General features: G+C 62.3%; 22 protein-coding genes. 19 read left to right on the top strand and 3 right to left on the bottom strand.

Features of this window, described 5'->3' with window-relative positions:
- The first annotated feature begins 28 nt into the window (after positions 1-28).
- From K663_RS11000 to K663_RS24325, 3 genes are all read left to right on the top strand, one after another.
- Positions 29-1,201 carry a phosphoglycerate kinase gene (locus K663_RS11000; protein ID WP_201026703.1) on the top strand — a complete coding sequence of 391 codons (1,173 nt, stop codon included), beginning with the start codon at positions 29-31 and terminating at the stop codon, positions 1,199-1,201.
- 93 nt (positions 1,202-1,294) lie between these two features.
- Positions 1,295-2,191 (top strand): fructose bisphosphate aldolase, encoded by an 897-nt coding sequence (locus K663_RS10995; RefSeq protein WP_062117319.1) that lies wholly within the window; start codon positions 1,295-1,297, stop codon positions 2,189-2,191.
- A gap of 7 nt (positions 2,192-2,198) precedes the next feature.
- Positions 2,199-2,369, top strand: a complete 171-nt coding sequence (locus K663_RS24325) for a hypothetical protein (protein WP_158511171.1) — start codon at positions 2,199-2,201, stop codon at positions 2,367-2,369.
- On the opposite strand, the gene K663_RS10990 is transcribed toward K663_RS24325, so the two are convergent.
- Genes K663_RS10990 through K663_RS10985 form a run of 3 tightly spaced genes read right to left on the bottom strand, consistent with a single transcriptional unit; the run spans position 2,353 to position 3,621 of the window.
- Entirely contained in the window at positions 2,353-3,207 is an 855-nt protein-coding gene (locus K663_RS10990) for a hypothetical protein (RefSeq protein WP_062117316.1), read from the bottom strand. The genes K663_RS24325 and K663_RS10990 overlap by 17 nt on opposite strands.
- A complete protein-coding gene (locus K663_RS25255) occupies positions 3,162-3,275 on the bottom strand; it encodes a DUF6471 domain-containing protein (protein ID WP_443019006.1) in 114 nt (37 codons plus the stop codon). Before K663_RS25255 ends, K663_RS10990 begins: the two co-directional genes overlap by 46 nt.
- A gap of 22 nt (positions 3,276-3,297) precedes the next feature.
- On the bottom strand, positions 3,298-3,621 hold the full coding sequence (locus K663_RS10985; protein ID WP_235589428.1) for a DUF72 domain-containing protein: 324 nt from the start codon (positions 3,619-3,621) through the stop codon (positions 3,298-3,300).
- 76 nt (positions 3,622-3,697) lie between these two features.
- Here K663_RS10985 and thiE point away from each other — a divergent pair, with 76 nt between their 5' ends.
- From thiE to nuoK, 16 genes are all read left to right on the top strand, one after another.
- A complete protein-coding gene (gene thiE / locus K663_RS10980; protein ID WP_062117313.1) occupies positions 3,698-4,390 on the top strand; it encodes a thiamine phosphate synthase in 693 nt (230 codons plus the stop codon).
- A gap of 98 nt (positions 4,391-4,488) precedes the next feature.
- Positions 4,489-5,586, top strand: a complete 1,098-nt coding sequence (locus K663_RS10975; protein WP_062120757.1) for a L,D-transpeptidase family protein — start codon at positions 4,489-4,491, stop codon at positions 5,584-5,586.
- Between the two features lie 13 nt (positions 5,587-5,599).
- Complete coding sequence (locus K663_RS10970) at positions 5,600-6,184, top strand: M23 family metallopeptidase (RefSeq protein ID WP_062117310.1); 585 nt, start codon at positions 5,600-5,602, stop codon at positions 6,182-6,184.
- A gap of 95 nt (positions 6,185-6,279) precedes the next feature.
- Positions 6,280-6,843, top strand: a complete 564-nt coding sequence (gene efp / locus K663_RS10965) for an elongation factor P (protein WP_062117308.1) — start codon at positions 6,280-6,282, stop codon at positions 6,841-6,843.
- Positions 6,844-6,984: 141 nt separating this feature from the next.
- The gene (locus tag K663_RS10960) at positions 6,985-7,797 is read left to right on the top strand and encodes an inositol monophosphatase family protein (protein ID WP_037463290.1); all 813 of its coding nucleotides are present in this window, start codon (positions 6,985-6,987) and stop codon (positions 7,795-7,797) included.
- Positions 7,798-7,923: 126 nt separating this feature from the next.
- Positions 7,924-8,298 (top strand): NADH-quinone oxidoreductase subunit A, encoded by a 375-nt coding sequence (locus K663_RS10955; protein WP_062117306.1) that lies wholly within the window; start codon positions 7,924-7,926, stop codon positions 8,296-8,298.
- Positions 8,289-8,843 (top strand): NuoB/complex I 20 kDa subunit family protein, encoded by a 555-nt coding sequence (locus tag K663_RS10950; protein ID WP_037463285.1) that lies wholly within the window; start codon positions 8,289-8,291, stop codon positions 8,841-8,843. The genes K663_RS10955 and K663_RS10950 overlap by 10 nt, the downstream gene beginning before the upstream one ends.
- A gap of 1 nt (position 8,844) precedes the next feature.
- A complete protein-coding gene (locus tag K663_RS10945) occupies positions 8,845-9,627 on the top strand; it encodes an NADH-quinone oxidoreductase subunit C (protein ID WP_062117304.1) in 783 nt (260 codons plus the stop codon).
- On the top strand, positions 9,627-10,862 hold the full coding sequence (locus K663_RS10940; protein WP_062117302.1) for an NADH-quinone oxidoreductase subunit D: 1,236 nt from the start codon (positions 9,627-9,629) through the stop codon (positions 10,860-10,862). The genes K663_RS10945 and K663_RS10940 overlap by 1 nt, the downstream gene beginning before the upstream one ends.
- 110 nt (positions 10,863-10,972) lie before the next feature.
- Positions 10,973-11,641, top strand: coding sequence for an NADH-quinone oxidoreductase subunit NuoE (nuoE, locus tag K663_RS10935; RefSeq protein WP_062117299.1), 669 nt, complete (start codon positions 10,973-10,975; stop codon positions 11,639-11,641).
- 109 nt (positions 11,642-11,750) lie between these two features.
- On the top strand, positions 11,751-13,061 hold the full coding sequence (gene nuoF / locus K663_RS10930) for an NADH-quinone oxidoreductase subunit NuoF (protein ID WP_062117297.1): 1,311 nt from the start codon (positions 11,751-11,753) through the stop codon (positions 13,059-13,061).
- Between the two features lie 165 nt (positions 13,062-13,226).
- A complete protein-coding gene (gene nuoG / locus K663_RS10925; protein WP_062117293.1) occupies positions 13,227-15,233 on the top strand; it encodes an NADH-quinone oxidoreductase subunit NuoG in 2,007 nt (668 codons plus the stop codon).
- A gap of 115 nt (positions 15,234-15,348) precedes the next feature.
- Entirely contained in the window at positions 15,349-16,398 is a 1,050-nt protein-coding gene (nuoH, locus tag K663_RS10920) for an NADH-quinone oxidoreductase subunit NuoH (RefSeq protein WP_062117290.1), read from the top strand.
- A complete protein-coding gene (nuoI, locus tag K663_RS10915) occupies positions 16,395-16,880 on the top strand; it encodes an NADH-quinone oxidoreductase subunit NuoI (protein WP_037463273.1) in 486 nt (161 codons plus the stop codon). Before nuoH ends, nuoI begins: the two co-directional genes overlap by 4 nt.
- A gap of 30 nt (positions 16,881-16,910) precedes the next feature.
- Entirely contained in the window at positions 16,911-17,522 is a 612-nt protein-coding gene (locus K663_RS10910) for an NADH-quinone oxidoreductase subunit J (protein WP_062117288.1), read from the top strand.
- Positions 17,519-17,824 carry an NADH-quinone oxidoreductase subunit NuoK gene (gene nuoK / locus K663_RS10905; protein WP_037463269.1) on the top strand — a complete coding sequence of 102 codons (306 nt, stop codon included), beginning with the start codon at positions 17,519-17,521 and terminating at the stop codon, positions 17,822-17,824. Before K663_RS10910 ends, nuoK begins: the two co-directional genes overlap by 4 nt.
- Positions 17,825-17,828: the final 4 nt, after the last annotated feature.

Below are 17,828 nucleotides of genomic sequence, written 5' to 3'. Positions count from 1 at the left end.
GGCCAAGCCCTTCAAGACGCTGGACGATATGGGCGACATCAGCGGCAAGTGCGTGCTGGTGCGCGAAGATTTGAACGTGCCGATGCAGGATGGATCGGTGAGCGACGACACCCGCTTGCGAGCGGCGATGCCGACGATCCTGGAACTGGCCGATCGCGGCGCGAAGGTGCTGATCCTGGCCCATTTCGGCCGTCCCAAAGGGCAGAAGAACCCGGAATATTCTCTGTCGAAGATCACGCGGCCGCTGACCGCCGTGCTGGGGCGCGACGTGCAGTTCATTCCCGACTGCTGCGGGCAGGCGGCGGTGGACGGCATCGCGGTGATGCGGCCCGGCGACATTTCGATCCTGGAAAATACCCGCTTCCATCCCGGCGAGGAAAAGAATGATCCTGCGCTGGCGGAAGCCATGGCGGCGATCGGCGACCTCTACGTGAACGACGCCTTTTCCGCCGCGCACCGCGCCCATGCATCGACCGAGGGATTGGCGCACAAGCTGCCCGCCTTTGCCGGGCGGTCGATGGAAAAGGAACTGGACGCGTTGCAGGCGGCGCTGGGCGAGCCGGTGAAGCCGGTCGCGGCGGTCGTCGGCGGGGCGAAGGTTTCCACCAAGCTCGATGTGCTGAACAATCTGGTCGCCAAGGTCGATCATCTGATCATCGGCGGCGGCATGGCCAACACCTTCCTGCACGCGCGCGGCGTGGACGTGGGCAAGTCGCTGTGCGAGAAGGATCTGGCCGAGACCGCCGAAGCGATCTTCGACAAGGCCGAGGCTGCCGGTTGCACGATCCACCTGCCCTATGACGTCGTGGTGGCGAAGGAATTCGCGGCCAACCCGCCATCCGTGCGGACTTGTAACGTGCATGAAGTTGCCGCCGACGAGATGATCCTGGACGTAGGCCCTGCCGCTGTCGAGGCGCTGGGCGACGCGCTCAAGAATTGCCGGACGCTGGTGTGGAACGGACCGCTGGGCGCGTTCGAGATCGCACCGTTCGACAAGGCGACTGTGGCGCTGGCCAAGACGGCGGCGGCGCTGACGAAGGAAGGGCAGCTGACGTCCGTGGCGGGTGGTGGCGACACGGTGGCCGCGCTCAACCATGCGGGCGTGGCGGCAGACTTCACCTTTGTATCGACGGCGGGTGGCGCTTTCCTGGAATGGATGGAAGGCAAGGAACTGCCGGGCGTCAAGGCGCTGATGGCCTGAATATGCGGGGCCGCCCTCGGAAAGATGGCGGCCCCTTTCATTTAACGACGCCGCCGATGGGGCGGCGCAACGCTACAGAGAAGGTATGTGCAGATGCTGGATCAGGACATGAAGAACAAGATTGCGGCCGGCAACGGCTTTATCGCCGCGCTCGACCAGAGCGGCGGGTCGACGCCCAAGGCGCTGAAGGGCTATGGCATCGAGGAAGGCGCGTGGTCGAACGATGAAGAGATGTTCGGCCTGATCCACGACATGCGTAGCCGCATCATCACCTCGCCCGCCTTCAGCGGCGAGAAGGTGATCGGCGCGATCCTGTTCGAACGGACGATGGACGGCCAGGCGGGCGGCAAGTCCGTGCCGCAGGCGCTGATCGAGCGGGGCGTCGTGCCCTTCATCAAGATCGACAAGGGTCTGGAGGATGAAGCGAACGGCGTGCAGCTGATGAAGCCGATGCCGGAACTGGACACGCTGCTCAAGCGCGCCAAGTCGCTGGGCGTGTTCGGGACCAAGGAGCGTTCGGTTATCAATCTCGCCAACCGCGAGGGCATCGCCGCCATCGTCAAGCAGCAGTTCGAGGTCGGGCAACAGGTTCTGGCCGCCGGGCTGATGCCGATGCTGGAGCCGGAAATCAACATCAAGAGCCCCGAGCGGACCGATGCCGACCAGATCCTGCTGGAGGAACTGACGAAGGCGCTCGACGCGCTGCCGAGCGACCAGCAGGTCATGCTGAAGCTGTCGCTGCCCGCCAAGGCCGGTCTGTTCGATGCGCTGGTCGATCATCCGCGCGTGCTGCGCGTCGTGGCGCTGTCGGGCGGTTTCTCGCGCGCCGAAGCTTGCGTGGAGCTGGCCAAGAACCGGGGGATCATCGCCAGCTTCAGCCGCGCGCTGCTGAACGATCTGCGTCACCAGATGAGCGATGACGAGTTCAACGCCTCGCTGGGGCAAGCGATCGACGAAATCTACACGGCATCGACCAAGAAGGTGGCGTGATCGGGCGATGACGGCGGCAGGAAGCAATTCCCGCGCCGCCGTCATCCGCCTCTTGGGAGGCGACATCGAAACGATGCGCGCGGTGAATGCGCTGTTCGCCGATGTTTTCGATGACGCGGGATCCTATGCCGCGCTGCCGCCGTCCGACGCCCCAGGCGAACTTAGGTGGCGTCGTTAAAGAAGTGCGTCTGAGACCATTGCCCTTCCTGAGCGATGGGCTTCCCGCTGATGTTAGGTGGAGGCAGAGGGGCGGATTGGTAGCAGAAAACCGTTTCTCGCTTCTTCCCGAATGCATCTTCATACCAAACGAACCCGAAGACAAAGAGCGATTTTTCCCCCGAAACCGCAGCCTTCATTTCCTCTACGGTAAAGGGCACGTGGTTGAAAAATGAGCCGCTGGCAGTTTGGTGGCCGTTGACGGTAGCTGGAACGCGACGCCCCATTTCTGGCTGTTTGCGTGGCGTGACAGCAAGATCGCGTTCGAGTTGTTCGGGCGTGGAGATCACGACGTTCCCGGCCCAGACCGATTTAAAGGCCGGCGTTTGCCCCTGATTGCAGATCTTAAGCTTGACTTCGGCCGCACCGGTGCGCCCGTTTATCTCCATGCCGTCCATATCGACCGCGACGTAAGCCCTCAGTTCCGCGCGCGCGGTTTTTCGGGTTTCGAAGAAAGTGAAGACCAGGAGAAGAGTACCAGCAAAGCCAATAATAGTACCAACGAAGCCGAGCAGCATCGTGTACCAGGCATATTCAGCAGCCTCGCGAGCAGCATCGGCGGCTTTCCACTGGGCGCAAAGATCGGACTCGCGCTTGTCCTCACCCTTACTGCAGCCCGTGTCACGGTCATTGGGTATCCTGACACTGGAGATGGGGGTGCTTTCAGACGCTACGGCTTTGCTCAGCTCGCTTTGGATTGCGGCCTGTTTGGGTTGCTCAACTTGTTTTGGTGGAGCATTTGCCCCAGCTAAAATCAGTCCCGCAAGTGCAGCGCCGACGCGCCAATTGCCCTTAAGCATTGAATGAGAAACACCGCTGTAAATTTGCCCCGGTTCAGCTTGTTCCTGATATTCGCCTCAGAGTCCACCACGCCGACAGCGGTCGGCTTCTCAACTTGTTGAGTATAAGAGCGCCGCACCGAAATGGCGGAATGACGCCATCATCCGCTCCATCGGTTCTCCGCCATTTTTGAGCTTGAGCGCCTGGGTAAGATAGCGGTTGGCCTTTGCCGCGTAGCAGAAGCCGGGCGGCGCCTGATCGCGCCAGGCATCGACGGTTTCCGGCTTTGGCAGGCGGTAGAAGCTGTTGTTGATTTCCACCGTGTCGAAATGTTCGGCGTAGAAGGCGAACCAGCGTTTCTGGACAAGTTTTTCGGGATAGAAAGGGCCGCGCCAATGGCGGTAATTCCATCCTGAACAACCGATCCTGATCATGGCCCGTGAACGCGTGGGGGCCGGGATGGGGTTCCATCCTTTTCCTTCGTCCACGAAACGCGCTAAAGGGCAGCGCATGACCGACTTTACCGACGAAGAGCTGGCGCTCGACCCCCATTTTGCCGATCAGTTTGAGAAGGGCTTTCGCCCGGCCTGCCAGCTTTACCTGATCTCTCCACCGTCGATTGACGAGGACTTCGCCGACCAGCTGGCAAAGGCGTTCGATGGCGGCAAGGTGGCGGCGTTTCAGCTGCGGCTGAAAGGCGTGGACGAGGACACCATCGCGCGCCTCGCCGAACCGTTGCAGAAGCTGTGCGCGGAGCGGGAAGTGGCGTTCATCGTCAATGACAGCGTGGCGCTCGCCCAGCGGCTGGGGGCCGATGGCGTGCATCTGGGGCAGGGCGATGGCGACCCGCGGGAGGCGCGGAAGATATTGGGGCCGAAGGTGCAGATTGGCGTCACCTGTCACGACAGCCGCCATCTGGCGATGGAAGCAGGCGAAGCGGGGGCGGACTATGTGGCGTTCGGCGCTTTCTATCCGACGACGACCAAGGAAGTGCTGCACCGGGCAGAGCCGTCGATCCTTGGCTGGTGGACGACGCTGTTCGAGCTGCCCTGCGTCGCCATTGGCGGGATCACGGCGGAAAACGCCGCCCCTCTGGTCGCGGCGGGCGCGGATTTTCTGGCGGTGAGCAGCGCCGTTTGGGGACATGCAGGCGGCCCGGAGGCGGGCGTGCGCGCCTTTGCGGAGGTTTTGGGGACGCGCTGAACCTCCTTTTTCTGTCGTTCCCGAAACGAATGGCGGCGGGTCAGGCAGCTTTCACGAACTTCGCGCGTTTTCTCCCTCACAATCGGGAGAGTATCGCCTTGAAAACCCATCTGTTGATCCTCACGCTGCTCTGTACGGCGTGCAATGTTGTCGTGACCGACGCCAATGAAAGCGGCGCGGCGCCATCGGGCCAGAAAGCCGAAGGAGCGCAGGACACGGCGGCCAGGACGGCTGGCGATCCCTATGCCTTTACGATTGTGCCGGAACCTGCCGGATCGCAGCCGCCGCAAAATCCGATCCTGCAGGCGCAGGTGGCGCTCGACCGCGCGGGATTTTCGCCCGGCGTGCTGGACGGGAAGGAGGGCATGTCCTTCACCGCGGCGTTGACTGGCTTTCAGCAGGCGAAGGGATTGCCGGAGACGGGTAAATTTGACGAGGCGACGGCCAAGGCGCTGCTGGGTGACCGTCCGCCGCCCGCGACATGGCTGGTGACGATACCCGAAGGCTTCGCGCGCGGGCCTTATTCGACCATCCCCAAGGATTATGGCGAGCAGGCGAAGCTGCCCATGCTGGGCTATCGCAACCTGATCGAGAAACTGGCGGAGCGGTTTCATACCAAGCCTGAGGTGCTGGTGGCATTGAACAGTCCCGATACGAAGCTGGGGGCAGGGGCGAGGGTGCGGGTGCCTGCGGTCGGCAATCAGCCGGTCGCCACAATCGAGGGCGACGAGCGCGGGTGGGGCGGTACGCTCGCCAGTCTGGCCGTGGCGAAGGATCAGCCGCAGGCCGACCATATCGTCGTGGACAAATCCGATGGCGTGCTGCGGGTGTTCGACGCGCAGGATGGATTGATCGCGCAATTCCCCGCGACCATGGGATCAGAGCATGACCCGTTGCCGATCGGCACATGGGAGATAAAGGGCGTCAGCCGTAACCCGGACTTCCATTATAATCCCGACCTGTTCTGGGATGCCGATGCGGCCGATGAGAAAGCGGTGCTCAAGCCCGGTCCCAACGGGCCCGTGGGCGTCGTATGGATCGACCTGTCGAAGCCGCATTACGGCATCCATGGCACGCCCGAACCCCAGACTATCGGACGCACGGAAAGCCATGGCTGCATCCGCCTGACCAACTGGGATGCCGCGCGGCTGGCGCAGATGGTGAAGAGCGGGGTCAAGGCGGTCTTCCGGGCATGAGGAGGCCCGGTGCATGAGGCGGCCCGGCAGACGGGGGTGGGCAGGCATTGGGCTTGCCATCCTGCTGCTGGTCCTGTTCCTGAGGATGTGCGTGCGGATCGTGCCTGCGGACCAGGCGCCGAAGAACCATGCCGTGCCGCAGGAGCGGGCGGAAAGGGAAGCGGGAGCGCTGCTGATCCCGGTCGAAGGCATGGCGCCCGACGCGCTGGTCGATACTTTTACGCAGTCGCGCGCTGGCGGGGCGCGGGCGCATGACGCGATAGACATCATGGCGGCGCGGGGCAGCGCCGTGCTGGCGGCTGCGGACGGGCGGATCGAACGGCTGTTTACCAGCGAGGACGGCGGGCTGACCATCTATCAGCGGTCGGGCGACGGGCGGCGCATCTATTATTATGCGCATCTGGACGCCTATGCGCCGGGACTGGCGGAGGGGCAGGCGGTCAGGCGTGGGCAGAAGATCGCGACGGTCGGCAGCAGCGGCAATGCCGACCCGGCAGCCCCGCATTTGCACTTTGCCGTGCACGACATGGCGCCGGGCGACAAATGGCATGGGGGGCGTGCGATCAATCCCTATCCGTTGCTGGTGCGCGCCCGCTGACCCACTTGCCCTGAAACGCGGCACGATGTACAGGCGCCACCAGCCTTAAAGAGGCCGGCTCTTTTCACCTTCAGACATATAGGCAGGCTCTTCCCATGAAGATCAGCGGCGTCGAGATTCGTCCCGGCAACAACATCGAATATGACGGAAGCCTGTGGCGTGCCGTCAAGATCCAGCACACCCAGCCCGGCAAGGGCGGCGCCTATATGCAGGTCGAGCTGAAAAACCTGATCGACGGGCGCAAGAACAATGTCCGCTTCCGCTCCGCCGAAACGGTCGAGCGCATCCGGCTGGACACCAAGGATTTCCAGTATCTGTATTCGGAAGGCGACATGCTCGTCTTCATGGATACGGAAACCTATGAGCAGATCAACCTGCCGCAGGATCTGGTGGGCGACGCTTCGGCGTTTCTTCAGGACGGCATGATGGTCATGCTGGAAATGTATGACGAACGTCCGATTTCTGTCCAGCTTCCCGAAACCGTTGAAGCGACCGTGGTCGAAGCTGACGCCGTTGTGAAGGGGCAGACCGCGTCGGCCAGCTATAAGCCCGCGATCCTCGACAATGGCGTGCGCGTCATGGTGCCGCCGCATATCGTCACCGGCACGCGCATCATCGTCGATGTGTATGAGCGGGAATATGTGAAGCGGGCGGATTAAAGAGAACTCCCCTCCCGCTTGCGGGAGGGGCAGGGGGTGGGTGGCGAGCGAAGCGAGCCTCCTGCCCTTTCATTTTTTGTGCCGCTGGCGCGGCAGCCCACCCCTATCCCCTCCCGCTTGCGGGAGGGGGGAGAATAGAACATGGTATCCCATTCAGGCCTTCTTACCGTCATGGAGCGCGCCGTGCGCAAGGCGGGGTCGAAGCTGCGGCGTGACTTTGGCGAAGTCGAGCATCTGCAGGTTTCGCGCAAGGGACCGGCGGACTTCGTGTCCAAGGCGGACAAGCAGGCCGAGCAGACCCTGGTCGAGGAACTGCAAAAGGCGCGGCCCGACTGGGGTTTCCTGCTGGAAGAAGGCGGCGTGATCGAGGGTGACCCGAACAAGCCGCGCTGGATCATCGATCCGCTCGACGGGACGACCAACTTCCTGCACGGTATCCCGCACTTCGCCATTTCGATCGCGGTGGAAGAGCCGCTTTATGGCGGTAAGAAGGAAGTCACGACCGGGCTGGTCTATCAACCGGTGACGGACGAAACCTATTGGGCGGAAAAGAATCGCGGCGCGTGGCGGCATGACCAGCGGTTGCGCGTATCGGCGCGTCGCGACCTGGGCGAATGCCTGATCGCGACGGGCATTCCCTTCATGGGGCATGGCGACTTCGCACAGTGGACGCGCGTGTTCGGCGCGGTGGGGCCTTCGGTCGCGGGTATTCGCCGGTTCGGCGCCGCGACGCTGGACCTCGCCCATGTCGCGTCGGGGCGCTATGACGGTTTCTGGGAAAGCGGATTGCAGCCATGGGACGTTGCGGCGGGCATCCTGCTGGTGCGCGAGGCGGGCGGTTTCGTCACCGACTTCCGCGGCGGCGACCAGCCGATCGAGCGCCGGGAAGTGATCGCGGGCAATGACGCGATCCACAGCAAGCTGCACAAGCTGGTGGCGGGGGCGCTGCGCTAAAGGCGCAGTTGTCGCGTTGTTCAAAATGTGGGTTACTTGCGAGTCATTCTCACGCCGCCGGGCCTTGCTTCGCATATGCAGCGGGCCTAAAGCGCGCCCATATTCATTTTCGCCCAGGGGATTCCGTTGGTCGATCTAGCCCAATATCTGCCGATCCTGATTTTCCTTGGGATCGCCTTGCTGCTGTCTAGCGCGTTCGTCTTCCTGCCGATGCTGGTCGGCCGCCTGACCGGCGCGCATAAGCCTGATCCGGCCAAGCTGTCGGAATATGAGTGCGGCTTTCCCGCGTTCGAGGAACCGCGCAGCCAGTTCGACGTGCGCTTCTACCTCGTCGCGATCCTGTTCATCATCTTCGATCTGGAAGCGGCGTTCCTCTTTCCCTGGGCGGTCAGCCTTGACCAGATAGGCTGGGCCGGCTGGGCGACGATGATGATCTTCATAGCGGAGCTGGTGCTTGGCCTCGTTTATGCGTGGAAGAAGGGAGCCCTCGATTGGGAGTAGAACTTGACCGTCCCATCCCCGGCACCTTGCCGCCGGTGGGAACGCAGCCCGACCAGGATTTCTTCAACGCGCTGAACAGCGAAGTCAGTGACAAGGGGTTTCTGGTCACATCGACGGAGGATCTGTTCACCTGGGCCCGTACCGGTTCATTGTGGTGGATGACCTTCGGCCTCGCCTGCTGCGCGGTGGAGATGATCCATGTGAACATGCCGCGTTATGACATGGAGCGTTTCGGCGCTGCCCCGCGCGCGTCCCCGCGCCAGTCGGACGTGATGATCGTGGCGGGCACCCTGTGCAACAAGATGGCTCCTGCGTTGCGCAAGGTTTACGATCAGATGTCGGAACCGAAATATGTTATTTCCATGGGGTCCTGCGCCAATGGCGGCGGCTATTATCACTACAGCTATTCTGTAGTGCGTGGCTGCGACCGGATCGTGCCGGTGGACATCTATGTGCCGGGCTGCCCGCCCACTGCCGAAGCGCTGCTCTATGGCGTGATGCAGTTGCAGCGGAAGATCCGCCGGATCGGGACGATTGAGCGCTGATATGGGTCATTCTGCACCGAAGATCGTGAACCCTGAGGGGCGCGCGGACGAAATCGCTGGCCTGCTCGGCTCCATGCTGGTCGAGGCTGTCGATCATGCCGACGAGCTGAGCTTCACCGTCGTGCGCGAGCGTCTGGTCGAGGCGATGGAAGTGCTGCGCGACCGTGCGCAGTATCAGCAGCTGATGGAGATTGCCGGGGTCGATTACCCCGATCGTCCCGAGCGGTTTGAGGTTTGCTATCACCTGCTCAGCGTGACGCGGAACCACCGCATCCGCGTCAAGGTGTCGACCGACGAGGACATGCCCGTACCCAGCGTGACACAGCTTTGGCCGGTCGCCGGCTGGCTGGAGCGCGAAGTGTTCGACATGTATGGCGTCATCTTCGAGGGCAATGGCGACCTGCGCCGCATCCTGACCGACTATGGTTTCAAGGGGCATCCGCAGCGCAAGGACTTCCCGCTGACCGGCTATGTCGAGCTGCGCTATTCCGAAGAGGACAAGCGCGTCGTCTATGAGCCGGTTCGCCTGGCCCAGGATTTCCGCAGCTTTGATTTCATGAGCCCGTGGGAAGGCGCGCAATATGTGCTGCCCGGCGACGAGAAGGCTCCGCAGGCGCCCGGCGCGCCTTCGCCTGTCGCCGCGCCTCCGCCGCCGCCCACCGCGCCAGCGCCCAAGGGCGAGCCGAAGGCGGACACGCCCAAGACGACAGATAAGCCCGGCGTCAGCGGCGCGGGTGAGCCGACCGACAGCGAGGCTAACAAAAAGTCCGAGGACAAGGCCTGATGTCCGACTATCTGGAAAAGCTGGATCATGTGACCGACGCGTCGGACCCGACGCTCGGCGACACCGAAATCCAGAACTACACGATCAACTTCGGCCCGCAGCATCCGGCGGCGCACGGCGTGTTGCGCCTGGTCATGGAGCTGGAAGGCGAGATCGTCGAACGCTGCGACCCGCATGTCGGCCTGCTCCATCGCGGGACCGAGAAGCTGATCGAATACAAGACCTATTTGCAGGCGCTGCCCTATTTCGACCGGCTGGATTATTGTTCGCCGCTCGCCATGGAGCATAGCTATGTGCTGGCGATCGAGAAGCTGCTGAACCTGGAAGTGCCGCTGCGCGCGCAATATCTGCGCGTGTTCTTTGCGGAGCTGACCCGCATCTGCAACCACATGCTGAACCTCGGATCGCATGTCATGGACGTGGGCGCGATGACGCCGAACCTGTGGCTGTTCGAAATTCGCGAGGATTGCCTCAACTTCTTCGAGCGGGCTTCGGGTGCGCGCATGCATTCGGCCTATTTCCGGCCGGGCGGCGTGCATCAGGACGTGCCGCTCAAGCTGCTGACCGACATTGCCGACTGGCTGGACACGCGCCTGCCGCGCCTGTTCGAGGATGCGATCAGCCTGGTCGCGGACAACCGCATATTCAAGCAGCGCAATGTCGATATTGCGGTCGTTTCCAAGGAAGACGCGCTGAAATGGGGCTTTTCCGGCCCGATGATCCGTGGGTCGGGCATCGCCTGGGATCTGCGCAAGAGCCAGCCCTATGACGTTTATGACCGGATGGAATTCGACGTTCCGGTCGGCACCAACTATGACTGCTATGACCGGTTCATGGTGCGCGTCGAGGAAGTCCGCCAGTCCGCGCGGATTATGAAGCAGTGCCTGAACGAGATGCCCGAAGGGCCGATCGCCAGCTTCGACCGCAAGGTTGTGCCGCCCAAGCGCGGGGAAATGAAGCGGTCGATGGAAGCGCTGATCCACCATTTCAAGCTCTATACCGAGGGTTTCCACGTGCCCGCAGGCGAAGTCTATGTGGCGACCGAAAGCCCCAAGGGCGAGTTCGGCGTCTATCTGGTCGCGGACGGCAGCAATAAGCCTTACCGCTGCAAGATCCGCCCGACGGCCTTCTCGCATCTTCAGGCGATGGACTTCATGCTGAAGGGCCACATGCTGGCCGATACCACCGCCGTATTGGGCGCGATGGACATCGTGTTCGGGGAGTGTGACCGGTGAAAACCGTCTCGACCAACTTTCTTGCCGTCATGCCAGCGAAGGCTGGCCTCTCAGGCGGCTGCATGAACCCTCATGAGACCCCGGCTTTCGCTGGGGTGACGGTGTATTAAATGGCTGACGCAGTTCATATCCCGGACGAGGCCGAAACCCGCGCGCGCTGGGGCAATTTTGCCTGGACGCCGGAGAATGCCGAACAGGCGAAGAAGGTCATCGCCCGCTATCCCGCAGGACGGCAGCAGTCGGCGGTGATGCCGCTGCTCGATCTCGCCCAGCGTCAGGTGGGAGCGGAGACGCAGACCAACGGCTGGTTGCCGGTGCCGGTGATGGAATATATCGCCGACCAGCTCGAAATGCCGTACATGCGGGTTTACGAAGTCGCGACCTTCTACACCATGTACAACCTCGCGCCGGTGGGCCGCTATCATGTGCAGGTGTGCGGTACGACGCCCTGCATGCTGCGCGGATCGGACGATGTCTTTTCGGCCTGCAAGAACAAGGGGCTGGTGAAGGGCGGCACGACGCCTGACGGCCTGTTCACGCTGAACGAAGTCGAGTGCCTGGGCGCCTGCGCCAACGCGCCGATGGTCCAGATCAACGACGATAATTACGAAGACCTGACCTATGACAGCATGAGCGCGATCCTCGACGATCTCGCCGCTGGCAAGCAGCCCAAGATCGGGCCGCAGATCGAGCGCCAAACGAGCTGCCCCGAAGGCGGTCCGACCACGCTCAAGGAAATGGTGGGCGAAAATCACGATTATCGGGGGGAGTGGGCGTGATGGTTTGTCCCCGTTCCGTCACCCCAGCGGAAGCTGGGGTCTCCATCCTCAGCGCGCCGACGCCTGAGATCCCAGCTTTCGCTGGGATGACGAATATGGGAGTCGTGGCATGAGTGACGTGATTGCGCCTCTCAGCGACAAGGACCGCATCTTCACCAACGTCTATGGCTTCCAGGATTGGGGCATAGACGCGGCGATGAAGCGTGGCGATTGGGACAATACCAAGGCGCTGCTGCAAATCGGCCAGGACGAGATTATCGAGCGCATCAAGGCTTCGGGCCTGCGCGGCCGTGGTGGCGCGGGCTTCCCGACCGGCATGAAGTGGAGCTTCATGCCCAAGGAAAGCAAGGATGGCCGTCCGAGCTTTCTGGTCATCAATGCGGACGAATCCGAGCCGGGTTCGTGCAAGGACCGCGAAATCATCCGTCATGATCCGCACAAGCTGATCGAGGGCGCGCTGGTCGCGGGCTTCGCGATGCGGGCGCGCGCGGCCTATATCTATATTCGCGGCGAGTTCATCTATGAGGCGAAGGTGCTCTTCGCCGCTGTGGAGCAGGCCTATGAGAAGGGCTTCCTTGGCAAGAACGCATGCGGATCCGGTTATGATTTCGACGTCTTCGTCCATCGCGGCGCGGGCGCTTATATCTGCGGCGAGGAAACCGCGCAGATCGAAAGCCTGGAGGGCAAGAAGGGCCAGCCGCGCCTGAAGCCGCCTTTCCCGGCTGGCGCGGGCCTCTATGGTTGTCCCACGACGGTCAACAATGTGGAATCGATAGCTGTTTCTCCCACGATCCTGCGGCGTGGGTCCGAATGGTTCTCCAGCTTCGGGCGGGAAAATAACAAGGGCACCAAGCTCTTCCAGATCAGCGGCCATGTGAACAAGCCCTGCGTCGTCGAGGAGTCGATGGGCATCAGCTTCAAGGAGCTGATCGACCGGCATTGTGGCGGCATTCGCGGCGGCTGGGATAATCTGCTGGCGGTGATCCCCGGCGGGTCGTCGGTTCCGCTGGTTCCTGCGCGTGAGATCATGGATGCGCCGATGGACTTTGATGGCCTGAAGGCGCTTGGTTCGGGCCTCGGCACGGCAGCGGTCATCGTCATGGACAAGTCGACCGACATCGTCCGCGCGATCAGCCGTCTCTCCTACTTCTACAAGCATGAGAGCTGCGGCCAGTGCACGCCCTGCCGCGAAGGCACCGGCTGGATGTGGCGCGTGATGGAACGCCTGCGCTCGGGCGAGGCGGACATTGGCGAAATCGACATGCTGCATCAGGTGACCAAGCAGGTCGAAGGGCACACCATCTGCGCGCTTGGCGACGCGGCGGCCTGGCCGATCCAGGGCCTGATCCGGCACTTCCGGCCGGAGATCGAGCGGCGGATCAACGAACGCGGCGCGCCCGTGATGGAGGCGGCGGAGTGACCCGATGGATCTTCTCTTCGCAGTACTCGAGGGTTTTGGCCTGCTCATCCCTTCAAAGGACCAGCGTAGCCGGAGGTGGCATCGCATTGGCTGCTTTGTCACGCTGGCCCTCGCTTTTCTCTTTGCAATCATCGGCAGCATCATATGGCTGCGAGGTAATCTCTAATGCCTAAAGTCAAAGTAGACGGCGTAGAACTTGAGGTTCCGGCGGGCGCGACTGTCCTCCAGGCGTGCGAGCTGGCGGGGAAGGAAATTCCGCGCTTCTGCTATCATGAACGGCTCAGCATCGCGGGCAATTGCCGCATGTGCCTGGTCGAGGTGAAGCCCGGACCGCCCAAGCCGCAGGCGTCGTGCGCGCTGCCGGCTGCTGAAAATCAGGAAATCTTCACGCAGACCGAAATGGTCAAGAAGGCGCGCGAAGGGGTGATGGAGTTCCTGCTCATCAACCACCCGCTCGACTGCCCGATCTGTGACCAGGGCGGCGAATGCGATTTGCAGGACCAGTCGGTCGCTTACGGCAAGGGTTCGAGCCGGTTCGACGAGAACAAGCGCGCCGTCACCGAGAAATATATGGGTCCGATCGTCAAGACGATCATGACCCGCTGCATCCAGTGCACCCGCTGCGTGCGCTTTGCCGAGGAAGTCGCGGGCGTTCCGGAAATCGGCGCCATCTACCGCGGCGAGGATATGCAGATCACCACCTATCTCGAACATGCCGCCAAGAGCGAGCTGTCGGGCAATGTGGTTGATCTTTGCCCGGTCGGCGCGCTGACGTCCAAGCCCTATGCGTTTGAGGCGCGTCCGTGGGAGTTGCGCAAGACGCCAGCGATTGACGTGATGGACGCGGTCGGCACCAATATCCGGCTCGACAGCCGGGGCCGTCAGGTTCTGCGCGCCGTGCCGCGCATCAACGACGACGTTAACGAGGAGTGGGCGAGCGACAAGACCCGGCACAATGTCGATGGTCTGGTCCGCAAGCGGCTCGACAAGCCCTATGTCCGCAAGGACGGCAAGCTCGTCCCGGCGACCTGGAACGAGGCATTTGCCGCCATCGCGGCGGTAAAGCACGGCGGTTCGGTCGCGGCGCTGGCGGGCGACCTGCTCGATTGCGAAACCATGTTCGCGGGCAAGGCGCTGGTCGAAAAGCTGGGCGGAACGATGCTCGAAGGGCGTCAGACCGGCCTTGCCTATGATGTGTCGAGCCTGTCTGCTGTGAACTTCAACACGACGCTCAATGGCATAGAGACGGCGGACGCGATCCTGTTGGTCGGCACCAACCTGCGCTGGGAAGCGCCGCTGGTAAACACCCGTATCCGCAAGGCGATCAAGAAGGGCGCGAAGGTTTTCGGCATCGGGCCGCAGGTTGACCTGACCTATAAGGTCGAATGGCTCGGCAATGACGCATCGCTGCTGGCGAAGCTGCCGGAAGCGGTGGTCGAGGCGTTCGGCAAGGCCGCTCGCCCGGCGATGATCGTCGGTGGCGGCGTGTTGGCGAAGGACGGCGCGCATGGCGACACGCTCGCGCTGGTCGATACGCTGGGCCTCGTGAAAGAGGGCTGGAACGGATATAACGTCCTGCACTTCGCGGCGGCACGGATGGGCGGGCTGATGCTCGGCTATGCGACGCAGGGCGGGATCAAGGCAGTGGCGGCGGCTAGCCCCAAGCTGCTTTTCTCGCTGGGCGCGGACGAGGTCGATTATTCGGCGTTCGAGGACAGCTTCAAAGTCTATATCGGCCATCATGGCGACAAGGGCGCGCATGCGGCGGACGTTATCCTGCCGGGCGCAAGCTATGCCGAAAAGGCGGGCACCTACGTCAATCTGGAAGGCCGGGTGCAGCGTGGCGAAAGGGCCGTGTTCGCGCCGGGCGACGCGCGGGAAGACTGGTCGATCTTGCGCGCTTTGTCGGAAGTGATGGGCGCAACCCTGCCGTTCGACAGCTTCGAGGCTCTCCGCACCGAAATGGCGAAGGCGGTTCCGGCGCTGGGCGTCGAGGGGCTGGCCGATTATGGCTGGTCGATCCCCAGGCTGCCGACCGGCGCGAGCGGCGAATTCGGTTCGCCGATCAAGGATTTCTACCTCACCAACGCCATCTGCCGTGCCAGCCCGACGATGCAGCAATGTTCGGCCGAGCTGATCCACGGCGTGAGTTTCGCGGAGGCCGCGGAGTGATGATGGACTGGAAACTTCCGTTCGCCCTGTTTGATCGAGCCGATTGTCTCGTTCAAATGTCGAAGGGCGCGCGCGGGCTTCGACAGGCTCAGCCCGAACGGGCGGGGGGACATAAGTGACCGCTTTCTTCCAAAATCTGGGCATGCCGTTCAACGGCGCCTGGCTGCTTTCAACGATCATCGGCATATTGGTGATCGCCCTGCCGCTGATGCTGGCGGTGGCCATGATCATCTATGCCGACCGCAAGATCTGGGCGGCGATGGCGCTGCGGCGGGGTCCGAACGTGGTCGGGCCTTTCGGCCTGCTCCAGTCCTTCGCGGATGGCTTGAAGGTTTTCCTGCAGGAAACGATCATTCCCTCGGCGGCGAACAAGGCGCTGTTCATCATCGCGCCCATCATCACCTTTACCGTGGCGCTGCTGGCGTGGGCGGTGGTGCCGTTCGACGTGGGCGTCGTGCTGGCGGACATCAATGTGGGCCTGCTCTACATCCTCGCAATCTCGTCGCTCGGCGTGTACGGCATCGTGCTGGCGGGTTGGGCGTCCAACTCCAAATATCCCTTCTATTCGGCGATCCGTGCGTCGGCGCAGATGATTTCCTACGAAGTCTCGATCGGCTTCATCCTGATCTGCGTCGTGCTGTGGGCGGGCAGCTTCAATCTGACCGCAATCGTGGAAAGCCAGAAGGGCTATTATGGCTTCCTGAACGGCAACGGCTTCAACCCGCTGCTCTTCCCGATGGCGATCATGTTCCTGATCTCGGCCATGGCGGAAACGGCGCGCGCGCCCTTCGACCTGACCGAGGCGGAAAGCGAACTGGTCGCGGGCTATCAGACCGAATATTCGTCCATGGCCTTCGCGCTCTACTGGCTAGGCGAATATGCCAACGTCATCCTGATGTGCGCGCTGAACGCGATCCTGTTCTGGGGCGGTTATCTGCCGCCGTTCGATTGGGCGCCGCTCTATTATGTGCCAGGCATCCTCTGGCTGTTCGCCAAGATTCTGTTCTTCTTCTTCGTCTTCTCCTGGGTGAAGGCGACGGTGCCCCGTTACCGTTATGACCAGCTGATGCGGCTGGGCTGGAAGATATTCCTGCCTACCTCGCTCTTCTTCGTCTTCCTGGTTTCGGGCTTCCTCATGCTGACGCGCTATGGAGGCGCACAATGAGCCTCGGCTATTATGTCAAATCCTTCACCCTCTGGGAGTTCGTGAAGGCGCACTGGCTGACCTTGAAATATTTTTTCAAGCCCAAGGCGACGATCAACTACCCCTATGAAAAGAACCCGATTTCGCCGCGGTTCCGGGGGGAGCATGCGCTGCGCCGCTATCCCAATGGCGAAGAACGCTGCATCGCGTGCAAGCTGTGCGAAGCCATCTGTCCGGCGCAGGCGATCACCATCGAGGCGCAGCCGCGCGAGGACGGCAGCCGCCGCACGACGCGCTACGACATCGACATGACCAAGTGCATCTATTGCGGCTTCTGCCAGGAAGCCTGCCCGGTGGACGCGGTCGTGGAAGGGCCGAACTTCGAGTTCGCGACCGAAACCCGCGAGGAGCTGATCTACGACAAGGCCAAGCTCCTTGAAAATGGTGACAAGTGGGAGCGCGCGATCGCCGCGAACCTTGCCGCCGATGCCCCCTATCGTTAAGCCGCGCGCGTCAAAGGGAAATATGAACCTGTGATTCACGTCCTCGCCTTTTACCTGTTCGCCATTCTGGTGGTGAGCAGCGGCGCGCTCACCATATTGTCGCGCAATCCGGTCCATTCGGTGTTGTGGCTGATCATGGCCTTCTTCAACGCGGCGGGCCTGATGGTGCTGCTGGGCGCGGAGTTCATCGCGATGCTGCTGATCATCGTCTATGTGGGCGCGGTCGCGGTGCTGTTCCTGTTCGTCGTCATGATGCTGGACATCGACTTTGCCGAGCTGCGCGCGGGTTTTGTCGATTACCTGCCGTTCGGCGCGCTGATCGCGCTGGTGCTGTTGGCGGAGATCGTGCTGGGCATCGGCATCTGGAGCGCGGGGCCGGTCGAACTGGCGCAGCGGGCCGCGCCGATGAACCCGGATCTGTCCAACATTCAGGCGATCGGGGGACTGCTGTACACGCGCTATATCTTCCTGTTCGAAGCGGCGGGCATCGTTCTGCTGGTCGCGATGATCGGCGCCATCGTGCTGACGCATCGGGCGCGGGGCGGCGTGCGCGGCCAGAATATCGCGAAGCAGAACCGCCGCCGTCCGCAGGATGCGATCCGCAACGTCAATCAGCCCGTGGGGCAGGGGGTGGAGCTGTGATCGGCCTTCAGCATTATCTTGTGGTCAGCGCGATCCTGTTCGTGATGGGCGTGCTGGGCATCTTCATCAATCGCAAGAATGTCATCATCATCCTGATGGCGATCGAGCTGATCCTGCTCAGCGTGAATATCAACCTGGTTGCGTTCAGCGCATTTCTTGGCGATCTGGTCGGGCAGGTATTTTCGATGTTCGTGCTGACCGTCGCGGCGGGTGAGGCGGCCATCGGCCTTGCCATCCTCGTCATCTATTTCCGTGGTCGCGGCACCATCGCCGTCGATGATGTCAACCGGATGAAGGGCTGAGCCT

Source organism: Sphingobium sp. MI1205, from assembly GCF_001563285.1.
Classification (GTDB): domain Bacteria; phylum Pseudomonadota; class Alphaproteobacteria; order Sphingomonadales; family Sphingomonadaceae; genus Sphingobium.
Note: the sequence above shows the minus strand (reverse complement) of the source record. Positions and strands in the feature narration are given on the sequence as shown.

Bases quoted from the DNA above. Each gene is read 5' to 3' on its own strand.
- K663_RS11000 (WP_201026703.1), top strand. From the start codon at position 29: ATGGGCGACATCAGCGGCAAGTGCGTGCTGGTGCGCGAAGATTTGAAC.
- K663_RS10995 (WP_062117319.1), top strand. From the start codon at position 1,295: ATGCTGGATCAGGACATGAAGAACAAGATTGCGGCCGGCAACGGCTTT.
- K663_RS24325 (WP_158511171.1), top strand. From the start codon at position 2,199: ATGACGGCGGCAGGAAGCAATTCCCGCGCCGCCGTCATCCGCCTCTTG.
- K663_RS10990 (WP_062117316.1), bottom strand. From the start codon at position 3,207: ATGCTTAAGGGCAATTGGCGCGTCGGCGCTGCACTTGCGGGACTGATT.
- K663_RS10985 (WP_235589428.1), bottom strand. From the start codon at position 3,621: ATGATCAGGATCGGTTGTTCAGGATGGAATTACCGCCATTGGCGCGGC.
- thiE (WP_062117313.1), top strand. From the start codon at position 3,698: ATGACCGACTTTACCGACGAAGAGCTGGCGCTCGACCCCCATTTTGCC.
- K663_RS10970 (WP_062117310.1), top strand. From the start codon at position 5,600: ATGAGGCGGCCCGGCAGACGGGGGTGGGCAGGCATTGGGCTTGCCATC.
- efp (WP_062117308.1), top strand. From the start codon at position 6,280: ATGAAGATCAGCGGCGTCGAGATTCGTCCCGGCAACAACATCGAATAT.
- K663_RS10960 (WP_037463290.1), top strand. From the start codon at position 6,985: ATGGTATCCCATTCAGGCCTTCTTACCGTCATGGAGCGCGCCGTGCGC.
- K663_RS10945 (WP_062117304.1), top strand. From the start codon at position 8,845: ATGGGTCATTCTGCACCGAAGATCGTGAACCCTGAGGGGCGCGCGGAC.
- K663_RS10940 (WP_062117302.1), top strand. From the start codon at position 9,627: ATGTCCGACTATCTGGAAAAGCTGGATCATGTGACCGACGCGTCGGAC.
- nuoE (WP_062117299.1), top strand. From the start codon at position 10,973: ATGGCTGACGCAGTTCATATCCCGGACGAGGCCGAAACCCGCGCGCGC.
- nuoF (WP_062117297.1), top strand. From the start codon at position 11,751: ATGAGTGACGTGATTGCGCCTCTCAGCGACAAGGACCGCATCTTCACC.
- nuoG (WP_062117293.1), top strand. From the start codon at position 13,227: ATGCCTAAAGTCAAAGTAGACGGCGTAGAACTTGAGGTTCCGGCGGGC.
- nuoI (WP_037463273.1), top strand. From the start codon at position 16,395: ATGAGCCTCGGCTATTATGTCAAATCCTTCACCCTCTGGGAGTTCGTG.